Origin of the sequence: Streptomyces sp. 184 (assembly GCF_045781775.1) — a bacterium.
In the GTDB taxonomy this organism is placed as follows: domain Bacteria; phylum Actinomycetota; class Actinomycetes; order Streptomycetales; family Streptomycetaceae; genus Streptomyces.
On sequence record NZ_CP123230.1, the window covers coordinates 1,627,390 to 1,643,203 of the forward strand.

A 15,814-nucleotide genomic window follows, 5' to 3' on the forward strand; every position below is an offset into this window, starting at 1 on the left:
GGCTTCGGGACGGCACGTATGCCGGTCTGTGGAGACAAACGACGCTCGTTGGGGTGGAGGGCTTGTGAGCCGGAATCCTGTGCACAAACGCGGTCTGTACATCGGCGTGCTCGCACAACGTGCCGCCATGAAGCACGGTTCCACCCTGCTGACCCTCGACCACGACCTGGACGTGCTGCCGGAAGCCGGCCGCCGAATCACCGTCAACGAGCTGGCCCACTACGTCACCGACCTGGCCGGCCGGCTCGCCGCGGCGGGGGTCGCCTCGGGGCAGCACCTGGTGGTCTACAAGCGGCCCAACTTCGACTCCTGGATCCTGGGCACCGCGGCGGCCCGCCTCGGCGCGATCCCGGTGATGCTGTCGCCGGCGCTCGACGCGCCCACCGTGGCGGCGCTGATGCGGCGCCTGGGCCGGCCCCACCTGCTCACCGACACCGCCAAGCTCGGCCTGCTGTCCGGTGAGGACCTGGACGAGCTGGCGCAGTCCGTCATCACCGTGGCGGAGGCGCCGAAGGGTGCGGTCTCGCTCGCGGACCTGGAGGGCTCCGCGCCCGTCAGGCCGGTGTTCACGGGGCTGGACGAGCCGGCGATGATCACCCACACGTCGGGGACGACGGGGCTGCCGAAGCTGGTGGTCCACACCGCGCGCACCATGCGCACCCGGCTGCGGCCCCAGTTGGTCATGCTGGGGATCATGCCCCGTCGGGAGACCGCCGCGATCAGCATCCCGTTCGTCCACTCCCGGCTGTTCGCCGCGATGGCCCTGGTGCTGATGAAGGGCATGCCGACGATCCTGGTCAACAACCACGACCCGGAGCAGGTCGCGCAGTTCTTCCTCAAGAACCGCCCCGGCCTCATCGAGGCCCTGCCCAACAGCTTCCTGGCGTGGGAGGGGCTGGTCAACGACCCGCGCAGGCCGTTCGCGTCGGTCAAGTACTTCTCCTCCACCTTCGACGCCATCCACCCGCGCACCGTCCGCCGCCTGCTGGACTCCTCCCGCAGGCGTTCGCCGCAGTTCTTCCAGATCTACGGCCAGTCCGAGGTGGGCCCGGCCGTGGGCAGGCCGTACTACCGCAGGCACGCGCGGGAGATGGACGGCCGCTGCGTCGGCTTCGCCCTCCCCGGCAGCGCCCGGGTCCGCGTGGTCTCGCAGAACGGCCGGCAGGTCTCGGAGACGAACCCGGGGTTCATCGAGGTCCGCTGGGACGGCATCGCCAAGACGTACCACGGCGAGCAGGACCGCTACGACGAGAACGTCAACGGCGGCTGGTGGCGCACCGGCGACGTCGGCTACCGCACGAAGCTCGGCTGCCTGCACATGCTCGACCGGGAGATCGACACCATCCCCGGCGTCGGTTCCAGCCTGGAGATCGAGGACGCCGTCCTGGACCGCCTCGACGAACTCGTCGAGGTGGCCATCGTCCAGGGCCCGGCCGGCGAGCCCGTGCCGATCGTCTGCACCCGCGATGACGAGCCCGTCGACCCGGACCGCTGGCGGCAGGCCACCACCGACTGGCCGCAGCTCGCCGGGCCCGTGCACCTGCCGCTCGCCGAACTGCCGCGCACCGCCACCCTCAAGACCCGCCGCGTCGAGCTGTCCCGCATCCTCCACCACAGACTCCAAGAACAATCTTGATAAACGCCGCCGACCTCCGGCGGTGCGCACGTTTACCAAGGAGAGATTTCCCCATGAGCGTCCGCATGTTCCGTGCCAAGATCAAGGAAGACAAGGTCGAGACCGCGGAGAAGGCCGCGAAGGAGCTGTTCGCGGCGATCGAGGAAGCCGGTCCGGAGGGCGTGCGCTATTCCTGGTGCAAGCTTGCCGACGGGCAGACCTTCGTTCTCGTGGTGGACCTTGAGGACGACGAGAAGAACCCGCTCCTGACCATGCCCGCCTTCCAGGAGACGATGAACGGCCTGAAGAACGAGTGGATCGCGGAGCCGCTGTCCGCGGAGCTGATGACGTCCGTCGGCTCGTACCGCCTCTTCTACTGAGACGACCGCCCCGCCGCCCGCGGCCCCGGCGCAGCTTCGCCGGCAGGCCCGGCTCGTCCACGGGCGGGCGGGGGCGGTGCACATACGGGCTCACATTCCCGAAAGTCACCTTTCCGGGCATCGGATGAGCCATCGGCCGCGGGTTGTCAGCTCACCGTCCTCCGGGGCGGCTGACCGCCAACTCCACGCCATTTCCCCAAAAGCCCCCATCAAGGCGTGGAGCCGATTCTTCATGGCACCGTCCGGCCTTTTCCACATGCGCCGGACAACTGTGGCGAGGAGCTTCTCTCAACGCGTCTTGTCATGAGTGCAACAGAAACATCGAAACGGAGGAACAGGCGAAGATGCGAAGTCTGAAGAGGTTCCGCATGCCGTTGGCCGTCGCGGCGGCGACGGCGCTCGCCGGTGTGGCAGCCGGTCCGTCGGGTCCGGTGGCAGCGGCGGAGAAGGGCTCCGGCACGCTGTCCGGCGACGCCCCGGTCGAGGTGATCGCGGACGGGCTCCAGTCGCCCCGCGACCTGGCCTGGACGCCCGGCGGGCGACTGCTCGTCTCCGAGGCCGGCGGCATCAAGCAACTCTGCGACAGCGCCGACCTCATGACGGCGAAGTGCTTCAGCACGACGGGCGCCATCACCGACGTCACCGACGGCGAGAAGAAGCCGTTCGTCCAGGGCCTGGCGTCGAACGTGAACAACGCCGAGGTCGTCGGCCCGAACGCGATGGAGTACGTCAACGGCAGGCTGCACGTCCTCCAGGCCGGCCACAGCATCGGCCTGCCGGAGTGGCTGCCCCGGGACCTGAGCAACACGCTCAAGGGCCAGGCCGGCCGGGTGCTCCAGATCAAGGGCAGCAAGGTGCGGGCGTTCGCCAACCCCGGCGCGACCGGCTACCAGTGGATGAAGGACAACCCGGACCTCGTCACCGAGGACCCGACGTCCAACCCCACCTCGATGGCCGCGAAGCCGGGCGGCGGCTTCTACTACGTGGACGCCGCGGCGAACATCCTCGGCGAGGTGGACCGCAAGGGCAAGGTCAAGGTGCTCAAGTGGTTCCCGAAGACCCCCAACGGCGCGGACGCCGTGCCCACCTGTGTCGACGTCGGCCCCGACGGTGCGGTGTACGCCGGCCAGCTCACCGGCTTCGGCAACACCGGCCAGAACGCCGCCAACATCTACCGGTACGACCCGAAGACCGGTGAGCTGAAGGTCTGGGAGAGCGGCTTCGCCACCATCTCCGGCTGCGGCTTCGGCGCCAACGGCGACTTCTACGTCACCCAGTTCGACGTGACGGGCTTCCCGTCGCCCGGCGACCCGCAGGGCGTCGTCGTCCAGATCGCCAAGGACGGCACCCGCACGGACCTGGGCCTGGGCAAGCTGTTCGCCCCGCAGGGCTTCCTCGCGGGCCCCGACGGCTCGATCTACGTCACCAACAACAGCGTCTGGTACCCCGTCGGCACCACCAACCGCTGGGACAAGGGCGAGGTCGTCAAGATCGGCTGACCCCGTCCGCTGACCGCAGCGGAAAGGCTGTCGTCGACCGGCCCGCCGGTCGACGACTCCCTTGCCGCGGCGGCCGGCCCCGGCCGAGCACGTGGTCAACCAGCACAAGCTCACCCCACTCAACGAGGAGATGAGAGCTCGATGCGACGCCTCGCACGAAGTCGGATGCTGCTCGCCGCGGCAGCGGCGACAACGCTCGCCGGTGTGGCGGCCGGATCGTCAGGTCCGGTGGCCACGGCCGCCGACCACGGCAGAGGTTCGGGCACACTCAGCAAGAACGCCGAGGTCGAGGTGATCGCGGAGGGGCTGTACTCGCCGCGCTCGCTGACCTGGGGCCCGAAGGGCCGGCTGCTGGTCTCCGAGACCGGTACGCCGCCGCTGACGGCGCCCTCGGAGTGCAACATGGTCTCCGAGGAGATCGTCTTCGAGATGAAGTGCTTCGGCCACACCGGGTCGATCGCCGACATCACGAGCGGCGAGCCGAAGCGGATCGTGAAGAACCTGCCGTCGGCGCTGAACCTCCAGGACATGATCGGCCCGAACGGCCTGGCCTACAGCAAGGGCCGCCTGTACACGCTCCAGGCGGGCTCGCCGCAGGCGCTCCCGACCGACGACTGGCTCTCCGACGGCCTGCGGAACAAGCTCAAGCCGTACGTCGGCACCCTGCTGGACGTCACCAACCCCAAGAAGCCCCGGGTGGCCGCCCGGCCGGGTGAGGCCGACTTCGACTACATCAACGACAACCCGGACCCGACGCCCGACTTCGACGTCACCAACCCGTACTCGCTGACGCCCAGGAAGGGCGGCGGCTTCTTCTACGTGGACGCCGCGGCGAACATCCTCGGCGAGATCGACCGGTGGGGCAACGTCGAGATCCTCACCAGCTTCCCGCCCAGCCAGGCCGGTTCCGACGCCGTACCCACCTGCGTCGTCCAGGGCCCGGACCGCGCGGTCTACGTCGGCGAGCTGACCGGCCACGGCAACACCGGCGAGCCCGGCGCCACGGCCGCCAAGGTCTACCGCTACGAGCCGTGGAGCGGCGACCTGGAGGTCTGGCAGCGCGGCTTCAGCGCCATCACGGGCTGCGGCTTCGGCCCGAAGGGCGACTTCTACGTCACGCAGTTCACCTCGACCGGCTTCCTGCCGACGCCCGACGACGAGGGCGGCAGCGTGATCCAGATCGGCCGCGACGGCACCCGCACGGAGCTGGGCAAGGGGAAGCTGTTCTTCCCGCACGGCTTCCTCGCGGGCCGCGACGGCTCGATCTACGTGGCCAACAAGAGCCTGTGGTGGCCTCCGGGCACCACCGGCGACTGGGACAAGGGCGAGGTCGTCAAGATCGGCTGATCGACGACCCGGTGTTCTCCGGGGCCGGGCCGTGGCTGCCAAGCCGTCGGCCCGGCCCCTGCCCGTGTCCGGTGCAGTACCACCAGTTCAGTCCGCAGTGCTCGTCACGGAGGGGTCTTTATGCGAGTTGGCATCTGGTTCACCGGCGCCCGCGGTTCGGTCGCCACCACCAGCGTCGTCGGGGGGCTGGCGCTGCGCGCCGGCCTGACCGATCCCGTGGGCTGTGTGACCGCCCACCCCGAGCTGGCCGCCGACGCCCTGCCGGGCTTCGGCGACCTGGTCTTCGGCGGCCACGACGTCAGCACCGGATCGGTGGCCAAGAAGGCCGACCAGCTCGCCGCCGCGGGCGTCGTGCCCGCCCGGCTCGTCCAGGCGCTGGAGGCGGACCTCGCCGAGGTCGAGGCGGAGCTGCGGCCCGCGCCCGTCGGCGGTACGCAGGCCGAGACCGCCGCGGCGGTCGTCGCCGACATCGAGGCGTTCGCCGAGCGGCACGACCTGGCGCGCGTCGTCGTCGTCAACGTCGCCTCCACCGAGCCCGTCGCCCAGCCGCACCCGGCGCACGCGAGCCTCGCGGCGCTCGACGCGGCGCTGGCCGCCCCCGGCCGGGTGCTGCCGCCCAGCTCGCTCTACGCCTACGCGGCGTTCACCGCCGGCTGCTCGTACGTCGACTTCACGCCCTCCACCGGCGCGCGGCTGCCCGCGCTCGACGAACTGGCCGCCGCACGCGGCGTGCCGTACGCGGGCCACGACGGCAAGACCGGCGAGACGCTCCTGAAGTCGGTGCTTGCGCCGATGTTCGCCATGCGCAACCTCGCGGTCCGCTCCTGGTCGGGCATCAACCTGCTCGGCGGCGGCGACGGCGCCAACCTCGCCGAGCCCGGCGCCAACGCGGCCAAGTCCGTCAGCAAGCAGCGCGTCCTGCGCGAGACCCTGGGGTACGCGCCCGAAGGCGACACCCGCATCGACTACGTCGCCGACATCGGCGACTTCAAGACCGCCTGGGACCTCATCACCTTCGGCGGCTTCCTCGGCACCCCGATGCGCCTCCAGTTCACCTGGGAGGGCTGCGACTCGGCGCTCGCCGCGCCCCTCGTCCTCGACCTGGCCCGGATCTCGCTCGCCGCGCACGCCGCGGGCCGTACGGGCCAACTGACGCCGCTCGCGTTCTTCTTCAAGGACCCGCTGGGCGACGGCGACCACTCCCTGCACGCCCAGTGGGACGCGCTGCGCACCTTCGTCGCGGGGCTCGGCGCGAACAGCCGCCCGGCAGCCTGAACGGCCGGGCAGGGCGCGGTGCTGCGCGCCCTGCCCGGCCGGGTCCCGCACGCCTGCGCGGCGCTACGCGCCGCCCGCGAGCCCGCGCTCCACGGCCGCGATGATCTGCGGCCGCAGCTCCTGCGGCCGGATGATCGCGTCCACCGAGCCCACCCGCTGCGCCCGCTGGATCGAGTGCACGCCGTCGAACTCCGCCGCCACCTCGCCCAGCTTCTCCGCGCGCACCGCCGCCCGCACGTCCTCCAGCTCGCCGGCCAGCCGCGCCCGCTCCGTACCCGAGGCCGCCGAGACGCCGGCCTCCCGCTTCGCCACCCGCGGGTCGGCGGCCGTACGGGCGTCGACGTCGGCGGCGAAGACCACCGCCGCGGCCGGCGCACCGCCGAGGACCGAGGCGTACGAACCGTCCACCGCCAGCACCGTCATGCCCGGGTTCAGCGCCTTGGAGAAGACCACGAACGCCCCGCCGTGGTAGCGGGAGATCACGCAGAAGACGATCGGGCCGCGGAAGTTGACGATCGCCCGGCCGATCTCCGCCCCGTACTCCAACTGGAGTTCGCGCATCGACTCCGGCGAGCCGTCGAACCCGGACAGGTTCGCCAGCACCACCAGCGGCCGGTTGCCGCTGGCCGCGTTCACGGCCCGCGCCACCTTCTTCGACGACCGCGGGAACAGCGTGCCCGCGGTGTACGCGTCCGGGCCGTCGGTGGGCGGGAAGCCGCGCCGCTGCACCGACCGCGACTCGATGCCCACCAGGCACACCGGCCGCCCGCCCAGGTGCACGTCCTGCACCACCGCGGTCTCCGCGTCGGCCATGTCGGCCCAGCGCTCCAGCACCGCGTGGTCCTGGTCGGCGAGCGCGCGCATCACCGTGCGGATGTCGAACGGCTTCTTGCGGTCCGGGTTGGTCGCGGCGGAGAAGATCTCCCCGACCGTGGTGAAGGCGCTGCCCTCGGCGGCGTGCGGGAAGGAGCTGACGTCCCGGTCGACCGGGTCGGAGGTCACCGCCCTGCGCGGGCCCGCCTCGCCCGGCAGCACGTAGCTGTGGTCGTAGTACGACAGCAGCACGTCCCGCGCGGACTTCAGGTCCGGCGCCCAGTACTGCGCCTGCCCGTTGGGGCCCATCACCCGGTCGTAGCCGCCGATGCCGAAGTTGTCCTCGGCGGAGACGCCGCCGGAGAAGTCCAGCGACCGCTTGCCGGTGAGCACCATCGCCGAGTCCGGGGTCATCACGAGCACGCCCCGGGTGTGCATCAGCATCGTGGCCTCGGCGTTCCAGTACGGCTGCGCGCCGACGTTGACGCCCGCGACCACGACGTTGATCTCGCCGCCTTCCTGGGTGAAGTGCACGATGCGGCGCAGCGCCCGCGCGATCCAGTCCATGTTCTCGGTGCCCGAGTCCATCGCGATCCGGGCGCCCGCGGACAGCGCGTACCACTCGACGGGCACCCGCAGCCGCTCCGCCAGGTCCAGCGCCGCGACCACCCGCGCGCACTCCGCCTCGGAGAGCGCGCCCAGCGCCTTCACCGGGTCGCCGAGGAGCACGACGCGGGTGACGCCCTCGGGGTAGCGGTCGGTCGGCGTGGTGGCCACGCCGGCCACCAGGCCGGCCTTGTTCAGGCCCTTGGGTCTCGTGACGGGGGCCAGCGTGCCGGCGTCGTCGAGGTCGTGCTCGGTGAACGTGCCGCCCGCGCCGGCGATCATGCCGAACAGCTCGTACGGGTAGACCGTGCCCCGGCGCCGTACCCGCAGCACCTTCTGGCCGTAGTCGTCGAGCGGCTGGATCAGGTCGGTGGGCGGGTCGGAGACGCTGAGGCGGACGCCCGCGGCCGCGTCGTACGACACGTGCACCGCCGCGGGCACCAGCCCGCCGCTGCGCCGGTCGCGCCGGCAGCCGAGGAGCACCACCTCCTCCACGCCCATGCCCGAGGTCGTCGGCAGCACGCGCCGGGCCACCGCGTTCAGCTCCGCGAGCGTCAGGTCGCTGGGCGGGCGGACGTTGATGAAGATGCGGTTGGTGTCCTGGCGCTTGCTCGCCGGGTGCCGGATCTGCTCCTTGCGGATCGCGTCCAGGCAGGCGCCGAGCGCCGCCTCGACCTCGGGCAGCGCGAGGATCCGGCCGCCCTCGTCGCGCAGCGCCGTCAGGTCGCGCACCTGCGCCATGGCGACCAGCCGCTCGTCGGACGGGTTGGTGGGCGCGACGCAGCGCAGCAGGTACACGTCCTCGTTGGCGGACGGCAGCCGGGTGAGGTCGAAGTTGCGCAGCCGGCGCAGCAGCAGCCGCTGGCCGATGAGCGGGTGCATGCCGCGCATCAGCTTGTCCTCGACCAGGCCGTTGGCGGTCGGCAGGAAGGTGTGGTGGTGCGGCGCGGCGCCGCCGCGGCCGGCGATCGTCGTGGTGATGCGGTGCAGGCTGCCGGGCAGGGACGCGGCGGACAGCGTGGTGCGCAGCGCGGCGGCCATCCCGTCGGCGTCGGCGGGCGGGTCGGTCCAGTTGAGGTAGAACTCGGCGACGACGGCGGTGGAGTCCGGCTCCGCGGCGGCCACCTCGGCGGCGGTCGACGCGGCGGCGGCCAGGTCGTCGTAGTCCGACACGGTCACCAGCAGCCGGTGCGAGGTGCCGTCCAGGTCGTACGAGCCGAGGACGAACGGGCGCCCGCCGATGGACTCGCAGCGCACGCCGGAGAGCCCGTGGTCGCGGTACGCGCGCCGGCACAGCACCTCCAGCAGCGGGTCCGGGTCGGTGCCCGCGCGGTCGATGCGCTCGCCGAGCAACTGCATCAGCGACTCGGGGCTGGCGACCATGTCGGCGATGCGCTCGTCGCGGTCGGCGGCGTCCGGGTGCGCGTCGAGGTGCGCCAGGTGCTCCCGTACTCGGGTGTAGACCTCGGCGCGGGCGCTGCGCAGCAGCGGCTGGGCGAACCAGCGGAAGACCAGGCTCCGCGCCAGCCCGCCGACCGCGGGGAAGCGCAGTTGCGTGGCGCGCAGCAGGTGCTCAAGCGCCTGGCTCACGGCCTGGCGCAGCTCCGCCGGCGGCGGCTCCTCGTCCAGCCACCGCTGGAGCAGCCCGGTGACGACCGCGACGTCGGCGCCGGCGGCCTGCCGGGCCAGGAAGATGCGGAAGACCGCCTCCTCCAGCGCGGGCGTACGGTCCAGCGAGTCGAGCCCGTAGTGGCCCAGCACCCGGGTCAGCCGCTCCTGGAAGACCGGGGAGAGACCGGCGCGTTCGGCGTCCAGGCTCTGGAGGTAGGTGTGGAAGTACTCGCGCGGGCTGCGCACCCAGGTCTCGGCCGGGATCTCCTCGCGCTCCGGCTTGTTGCGGCTCAGCTCGGTCAGGTCGGCGAAGACCTCCAGCAGCCCGGCCTCGGCGGCCAGCGGACGTTCCGGCAGCCCGGCGCGTACGGCGAGATAGCCGGCGAGGGTGGTGTCGGCGCCCCGCGGGTCGGCGTCGAAGCCCAGCAGCCTGGTGCGCAGCTCCGCGAGCGCGCGCTCGGCGCGCTGCTCCGCGGTGCGCCCGGCGGGCTCGGCGGGCAGGTCCAGGTCGACGCCGGCGGCGGTGGTGGCGGTCGCGTCGATGTCCTCCAGCGGCTCCAGCCGCAGCAGCGGCGCGCCGGTCTCGACCTGGCTGCCGACGGCGACCAGCGACTCCTTCAGCGTGGCGCGGAACGGCGCGCGCAGCACCGTCTCCATCTTCATGCTCTCCAGCACCAGCACCGGCGCGCCCTCGTCCACCTCGTCGCCGGCCGCCAGCGGCGTGGCGACGACCAGGGCGGGGGCGGGGGAGCGGACGACGCCGCCCTCGTCGCGGCTGACCCGGTGGGTCACGCCGTCGACCTCGACCAGGTGCACCGCGCCGTGGGCGCCGGTGACCAGGCGGAAGCGGCGGCCGTTGAGGTGGATCCGGCCGGTGTGCGCGTCGAAGCGCTCCAGCGTCGCGTCGACCGTGCGCACGCTCTCGCCGGCGTCGCCGGTGACGTAGCCGACGCGGTAGCTGCCCGGGCCGGTCTCCACGACGGTCAGCCGGTAGCCGGCGCCGCGCAGCGTGAGGTCGACGGGCCGGCCGCCCTCGTGGTGCACCTGGGGCCGGCCGCCGTGCGCGGTGCTCAGCAGGCGCTGGACCTCGGCCCGCTTCTCGTCCTCGTACGCCTCGATGGCGGCGGCGGCCAGCGCCACACCGGAGTGCCGCGGCGACGCCAGCCCGCCTTCGGCCCGTACCCGGTCGATCCAGCCGGTGTCGGCGCGGGCGTCGATCACCTCGGGCTCGTCGAGCAGGTCGAGGATGAAGCTCTTGTTGGTGGTGCCGCCCTCGATCAGCACGGTCGTCTCGCGCATCGCGTGCCGCAGCCGCGACAGCGCCTCGGCGCGGTCCCGGCCGTACGCGATGATCTTGGCGATCATCGAGTCGAAGTCGGCGGGGATGGAGTCGCCCTGGCTGACGCCGGTGTCGACCCGGATGCCCGGGCCCGTGGGCAGGTTGAGCAGGGCGATACGGCCCGGGGCGGGCGCGAAGTCGCGGTCGGGGTCCTCGGCGTTGAGCCGGGCCTCGACGGCGTGGCCCAGCTCGGCGGGCTGCCGGCCCGTCAGCCGGACGCCCGCGGCGACCTGCAACTGCGCCTTGACCAGGTCCATGCCCGTGGTGGCCTCGGTGACCGGGTGCTCCACCTGGAGCCGGGTGTTGACCTCCAGGAAGGCGAACATGCCGTCCTTGGGCTGGAAGAGGAACTCCACCGTGCCCGCGCCGCGGTAGCCGACGGCCAGCGCCAGCCGCTCGGCCGACGACTTCAGCCGCTCCACCTGCTCGGGACCGAGCACCGGCGAGGACGACTCCTCCACGACCTTCTGGTTGCGCCGCTGCACCGAGCAGTCGCGTACGCCCAGCGCCCACACCCCGCCCTGGCCGTCGGCGATCACCTGGACCTCGACGTGCCGGGCGTTGACCAGCAGCCGCTCCAGGAACAGCGCGCCGTTGCCGAAGGCACGTTCCGCCTCCTGGCTGGTGCGCTGGAACGCCTCCGCCAGGTCGTCGGGCTGGTGCACGGCCCGTACGCCCCGGCCGCCGCCGCCCGCGGTCGCCTTCAGCATCAGCGGGTAGCCGATCCGCTCGGCCTCGCGCAGCGCCGTGTCCAGGTCCGCCACGGGGCCGCGGCTCCACGGCGCGACCGGGACGCCGACCTCCTCGGCGAGCAGCTTGGCGCTGATCTTGTCGCCGAGCCGGCGCATCGCCTCGGCGTCGGGGCCGATGAACGTCACGCCCAGCTTCGCGCACAGCTCCGCGAACGCCGGGTCCTCGGCGACGAAGCCCCAGCCCACCCAGGCGGCGTCGGCGCCGGTCTCGACTAGGGCGCGCTCCAGCACGGCGAGGTCGAGGTAGGGGCGGTCGGCGGCCCGGCCGAGGTCGTAGCCGAGGTCCGCCTCGCGTACGAACGTGGCGGTGGCGTCGGCGTCGGTGTAGAGCGCCACGGTCTCGATCCGCGGCCCGCCGGCGGCGTTCAGCTCGCCGACGGCCTGGATGAGCCGCATCGCGGCCTCACCCCGGTTGATGATCGCAATACGGCTGAACACCGAGTCAAGCCTCCCTGGATCGGCAACGGAAGAAGGCGGCGGACGCGCCGCCCGTAGCCCGTGAGTCGGTTCGACGCGGCCCGTCTGGGGGCGGCGGTGCGGGGGGCCGGGCGAGGGGGATGCGGACGGGCGCGCACTGCCGTCCGAAACCACGCCCACCCAGCATCCGGCACCCCGCTTGGCCGCCACTCACCGTCGACTTGGCGTCCACTTGGTATTCGTCGGAATCCGGCAATCAGGCAATCTGGCAGAGAGGAAAGGTGCCGGCCTCAGGGCGTGATGACCTGGGGCTTGCCGGCGGGCACGCCCTCGTCCTCGGTCATCTCCTCGGCGATGCGCATGGCCTCGTCGATGAGGGTCTCGACGATCTTGGACTCCGGAACGGTGGCGACGACCTTCCCCTTGACGAAGATCTGCCCCTTCCCGTTGCCCGACGCCACGCCGAGGTCCGCGTCGCGGGCCTCGCCCGGCCCGTTGACGACGCAGCCCATCACGGCGACGCGCAGCGGGACCTCCATGCCGTCGAGCCCGGCGGTCACCTCGTTCGCCAGCTTGTAGACGTCCACCTGCGCCCGGCCGCACGAGGGGCACGAGACGATCTCCAGCCTGCGCTCCTTGAGCGCGAGCGACTCCAGGATCGCCATGCCGACCTTGACCTCCTCGGACGGCGGCGCCGACAGCGAGACCCGGATCGTGTCGCCGATGCCCTCGGACAGCAGCGCGCCGAAGGCCACCGCGGACTTCACGGTGCCCTGGAACTCGGGGCCGGCCTCGGTCACACCGAGGTGCAGCGGGTAGTCGCAGGCCGCGGCGAGCTTGCGGTACGCGGTGATCATCACGACCGGGTCGTGGTGCTTCACGGAGATCTTGATGTCCCGGAAGCCGTGCTCCTCGAAGAGCGAGCACTCCCACAGCGCCGACTCCACCAGCGCGTCCGCGGTCGCGCTGCCGTACTTCTCCATCAGCCGCTTGTCCAGCGAGCCCGCGTTGACGCCGATGCGGATCGGCACCTGCGCCTCCGCCGCGGCCTTGGCGATCTCGCCGACCTTGTCGTCGAAGGCCTTGATGTTGCCCGGGTTCACGCGCACCGCGGCGCAGCCGGCCTCGATCGCCGCGAAGACGTACCGCGGCTGGAAGTGAATGTCGGCGATCACCGGGATCTGCGACTTGCGCGCGATCTCCGGCAGCGCGTCGGCGTCGTCGGCCGAGGGCACCGCGACCCGTACGATCTGGCAACCCGACGCGGTCAGCTCCGCGATCTGCTGGAGCGTCGCGTTCACGTCGGCCGTCACCGTCGTGCACATCGACTGCACGCTCACCGGCGCGCCGCCGCCCACCAGCACGGCTCTGTCGTCGTGTCCGAGCCTGAGCTGCCGGCTCTTCCGCCGGGGAGCGACCTGCTGGGGCACCTTGGGCATGCCGAGGTCCACCACGTGGATCATCCTCTCTGTTCGGTCAATCCGGGCCGGCGCAAGAGGCGGCCCCTCCGGTTCTGTCTGCGGGTCGGCGGTCAGCGGTCGCGGTACGCGACGCGCTCCGCCATCAGGTCCAGCCGCTCCCGCCAGCCGTCCGCCAGCGGCGCGTCCGTCAGCGCCGTCCGGGCGGTCCGGACGAGCTGGTCGATCCGGTCCTCCACGTCCTGGCGCACGCCCGAGGCGAGCATCGCGGCACTCAGGCGCTCGGGGTCCCAGTTCTGGCCGTCGTCGACCAGGCGGGCCACGTCGGCGTCCTTGGTTGCCGCCAGGGCGAGCAGCAGGTTCATCTTGTGCTCGCTGACGTCGAGGCCGGCGGGCTTGCCCGTGGCCGCGGAGTCGCCGAAGGCGTCGAGGAGGTCGTCGCGGAGCTGGAACGCCTCGCCGGCGGCCACGCCGTACGTCTCGAACGCCTCGTGCAGGTCCGTGCGGCCGGCGATCGCCGCGCCCAGCGCGAGCGGGCGGTGGATCGTGTACTGGCCGGACTTGCAGACGGCGACCCAGCGGGCCAGGTCCGGGTCCGGGGTCAGTTCGGCGGCCAGGGCCATGTCGAGCTGCTGGCCGACGATCATCTCGGTGCCGAGGTACGTCCAGATGTCGCGGGCGGGGCCGGGCAGCGTGCTGGTGATCTTGTTGGCGTAGCTGAAGGCGAGGTCGCCGGCGACGATGGCGACGCCCTCGCCGTACCGGCGGGCCTCGCCGGCCCAGCCGTGCTCGGCGTGCCGCTTGGCGTGCTTGACGTGCGTGGTCGGCTCGCCGCGCCGGGTGGGGGAGTTGTCGAGTACGTCGTCGTGGATGAGGGCGAAGGCGTGCAGCAGCTCCAGGCCCGCGGCGGCGTTGACGACCGCGTCCTCGGCGGCGGACCCGTCGGGCGCGCCGCCGGCTGCGAGGTAGCCGCTGATGCAGAACGTGGGGCGCAGCCGCTTGCCGCCGGCGGCGACGAGTTCGGCGACGGCCTCGATGGGCGCGGCGGCGCGGGCGTCCACGCCGCCCCAGCGCTCGACCTCCTCGCGCAGCAGGTCCTCGATGCGGGCGACGGAGCGGGCGAGGAGTTCGTCGGCGTCCGCGGCGGCCTTGCGGGCGGCGGTGCTCGGGGCCTTGGCCGCCTTGCCCGCCGTTACGTCCGCGGGCTTCGCCTCGGGCGTGCCGTCCTCGCCGCGCTCGTGCGGGAGTTCGAGCCCCGAGGGGGGACGGAACACGACGGTCTCCTTCGCGGTGACCTCGGACTCGATGTCGGTGTAGCCGAGTTCGGCCAGCCGCTCGATGACCTGGCGGACCAGGATCTCCGGGGCGCTGGCGCCGGAGCTGACGCCGACCGTCTCCACGCCGTCCAGCCAGGTGGGATCCAGCAGGTCGACGGAGGGCAGCAGCTTGCCGGGCGTGCCGAGGGCTTCGGCGACCTCGACCATCCGCACCGAGTTGCTGGAGTTCGTGGAGCCGATGACCAGCACGAAGTCGCTGCGTCCGGCGATGGCCTTGATGGCGTTCTGGCGGTTCTGGCTGGCGTAGCAGATGTCCTCGCTGCCCGCGCCGACGATGCCGGGGAAGCGTTCGCGCAGGATGTCCACGATCTCCGACGTGTCGTCGACCGACAGCGTCGTCTGGGTGAGGAACGCGGCGTTGGTGCCTTCCGGGAGTTCGATCCGGCGGGCCTCGTCGGCGTCCTCGACGATCAGGGTACGGTCCGGCGCCTCGCCGTACGTGCCCTCGATCTCCTCGTGGTCCGCGTGCCCGATCAGCAGCAGCGTCCGCTCGTCCCGCGCGAACCGCCGCGCCTCCTGGTGCACCTTCGACACCAGCGGGCACGTCGCGTCGATCACGTTCAACTGCCGGCTCGCCGCGTTGGTGCGCACCTGCGGTGACACCCCGTGCGCCGAGAAGATGCACACCGCGCCCTCCGGGACCTCCGACTCGGAGTCCACGAAGACCGCACCACGCTCCTCCAGCTCACGCACCACGTGCTCGTTGTGCACGATCTGTTTGCGCACGTACACCGGCGCGCCGTGAATCTCCAGCGCACGCTCCACGATCTCGATAGCCCTGTCCACACCGGCGCAGAAGCCACGCGGCTCTGCCAGAATGACCTTCTTGCCGCCCGATTTCTTCCTGTTTTCCGCCGCGATAGCCATATGGAATAGGGTGCGGAATCAGCAAGACAAGCGTCAAGGATCAGGGTGTGCAAAATATTGTCACTCCGCCTCCCTGCCCCTCCCACCTGCGCTTTCGTGGGAGATGGCCTTCCGTGCCCGATGGCTGCAACGGACATCTAAAGCGTCGGTAAAATGCCGTCAGGGCAGGGGAGTCGGCCGGATTCGAGACCGGCGCGATGCCTTTTCGGCACACGCCGGTAACGTACCGGCAAAGAAAGTCCGTTACCACGGCGCGGTCACGCAGAATGCGGCCAAGGCGCCGGTGCGGACGGGAAGTTCGGATAGTGGGGCGGCGGACGAGCGCTCCCGCGTTACATGAATAATTGTCTCGTCCTACCGCTCCACAACCACGAGTATGGTGACGGTCCTTGGGTCGCACTATGCTGCGAGTTGGCGACGGCTTGGTGGCGTACGGGCCCCGGTCCGATCGATCAGCCGCCCGGAGCAAATGACAAGAGTCTGTCATATCGGGCCACCGGCAACATGTTACCCCTCGCGACTCCTTGCTGAATTCGTG

General features: G+C 71.8%; 8 protein-coding genes. 5 read left to right on the top strand and 3 right to left on the bottom strand.

Annotated elements, in window-relative coordinates:
• The first annotated feature begins 127 nt into the window (after positions 1-127).
• From QBL21_RS07120 to QBL21_RS07140, 5 genes are all read left to right on the top strand, one after another.
• On the top strand, positions 128-1,636 hold the full coding sequence (locus tag QBL21_RS07120) for a class I adenylate-forming enzyme family protein (RefSeq protein ID WP_407561141.1): 1,509 nt from the start codon (positions 128-130) through the stop codon (positions 1,634-1,636).
• Positions 1,637-1,689: 53 nt separating this feature from the next.
• A complete protein-coding gene (locus QBL21_RS07125) occupies positions 1,690-1,995 on the top strand; it encodes a hypothetical protein (RefSeq protein ID WP_407561142.1) in 306 nt (101 codons plus the stop codon).
• A 344-nt stretch (positions 1,996-2,339) separates the two neighbouring features.
• Positions 2,340-3,494 (top strand): ScyD/ScyE family protein, encoded by a 1,155-nt coding sequence (locus QBL21_RS07130; protein WP_407561143.1) that lies wholly within the window; start codon positions 2,340-2,342, stop codon positions 3,492-3,494.
• Positions 3,495-3,635: 141 nt separating this feature from the next.
• Positions 3,636-4,841, top strand: a complete 1,206-nt coding sequence (locus QBL21_RS07135) for a ScyD/ScyE family protein (protein ID WP_407561144.1) — start codon at positions 3,636-3,638, stop codon at positions 4,839-4,841.
• Between the two features lie 120 nt (positions 4,842-4,961).
• The gene (locus tag QBL21_RS07140) at positions 4,962-6,116 is read left to right on the top strand and encodes an inositol-3-phosphate synthase (protein WP_407561145.1); all 1,155 of its coding nucleotides are present in this window, start codon (positions 4,962-4,964) and stop codon (positions 6,114-6,116) included.
• Positions 6,117-6,179: 63 nt separating this feature from the next.
• Here QBL21_RS07140 and QBL21_RS07145 read toward each other — a convergent pair whose 3' ends face one another.
• The 3 genes from QBL21_RS07145 to QBL21_RS07155 all read right to left on the bottom strand — a co-directional run bounded on the left by QBL21_RS07145 (position 6,180) and on the right by QBL21_RS07155 (position 15,276).
• A complete protein-coding gene (locus tag QBL21_RS07145; protein WP_407561146.1) occupies positions 6,180-11,675 on the bottom strand; it encodes a carboxyl transferase domain-containing protein in 5,496 nt (1,831 codons plus the stop codon).
• A gap of 269 nt (positions 11,676-11,944) precedes the next feature.
• Positions 11,945-13,117 carry a flavodoxin-dependent (E)-4-hydroxy-3-methylbut-2-enyl-diphosphate synthase gene (gene ispG, locus QBL21_RS07150; RefSeq protein WP_407561147.1) on the bottom strand — a complete coding sequence of 391 codons (1,173 nt, stop codon included), beginning with the start codon at positions 13,115-13,117 and terminating at the stop codon, positions 11,945-11,947.
• 68 nt (positions 13,118-13,185) lie between these two features.
• Entirely contained in the window at positions 13,186-15,276 is a 2,091-nt protein-coding gene (locus QBL21_RS07155) for a 4-hydroxy-3-methylbut-2-enyl diphosphate reductase (protein WP_407561148.1), read from the bottom strand.
• Between the last annotated feature and the right edge of the window lie 538 nt (positions 15,277-15,814).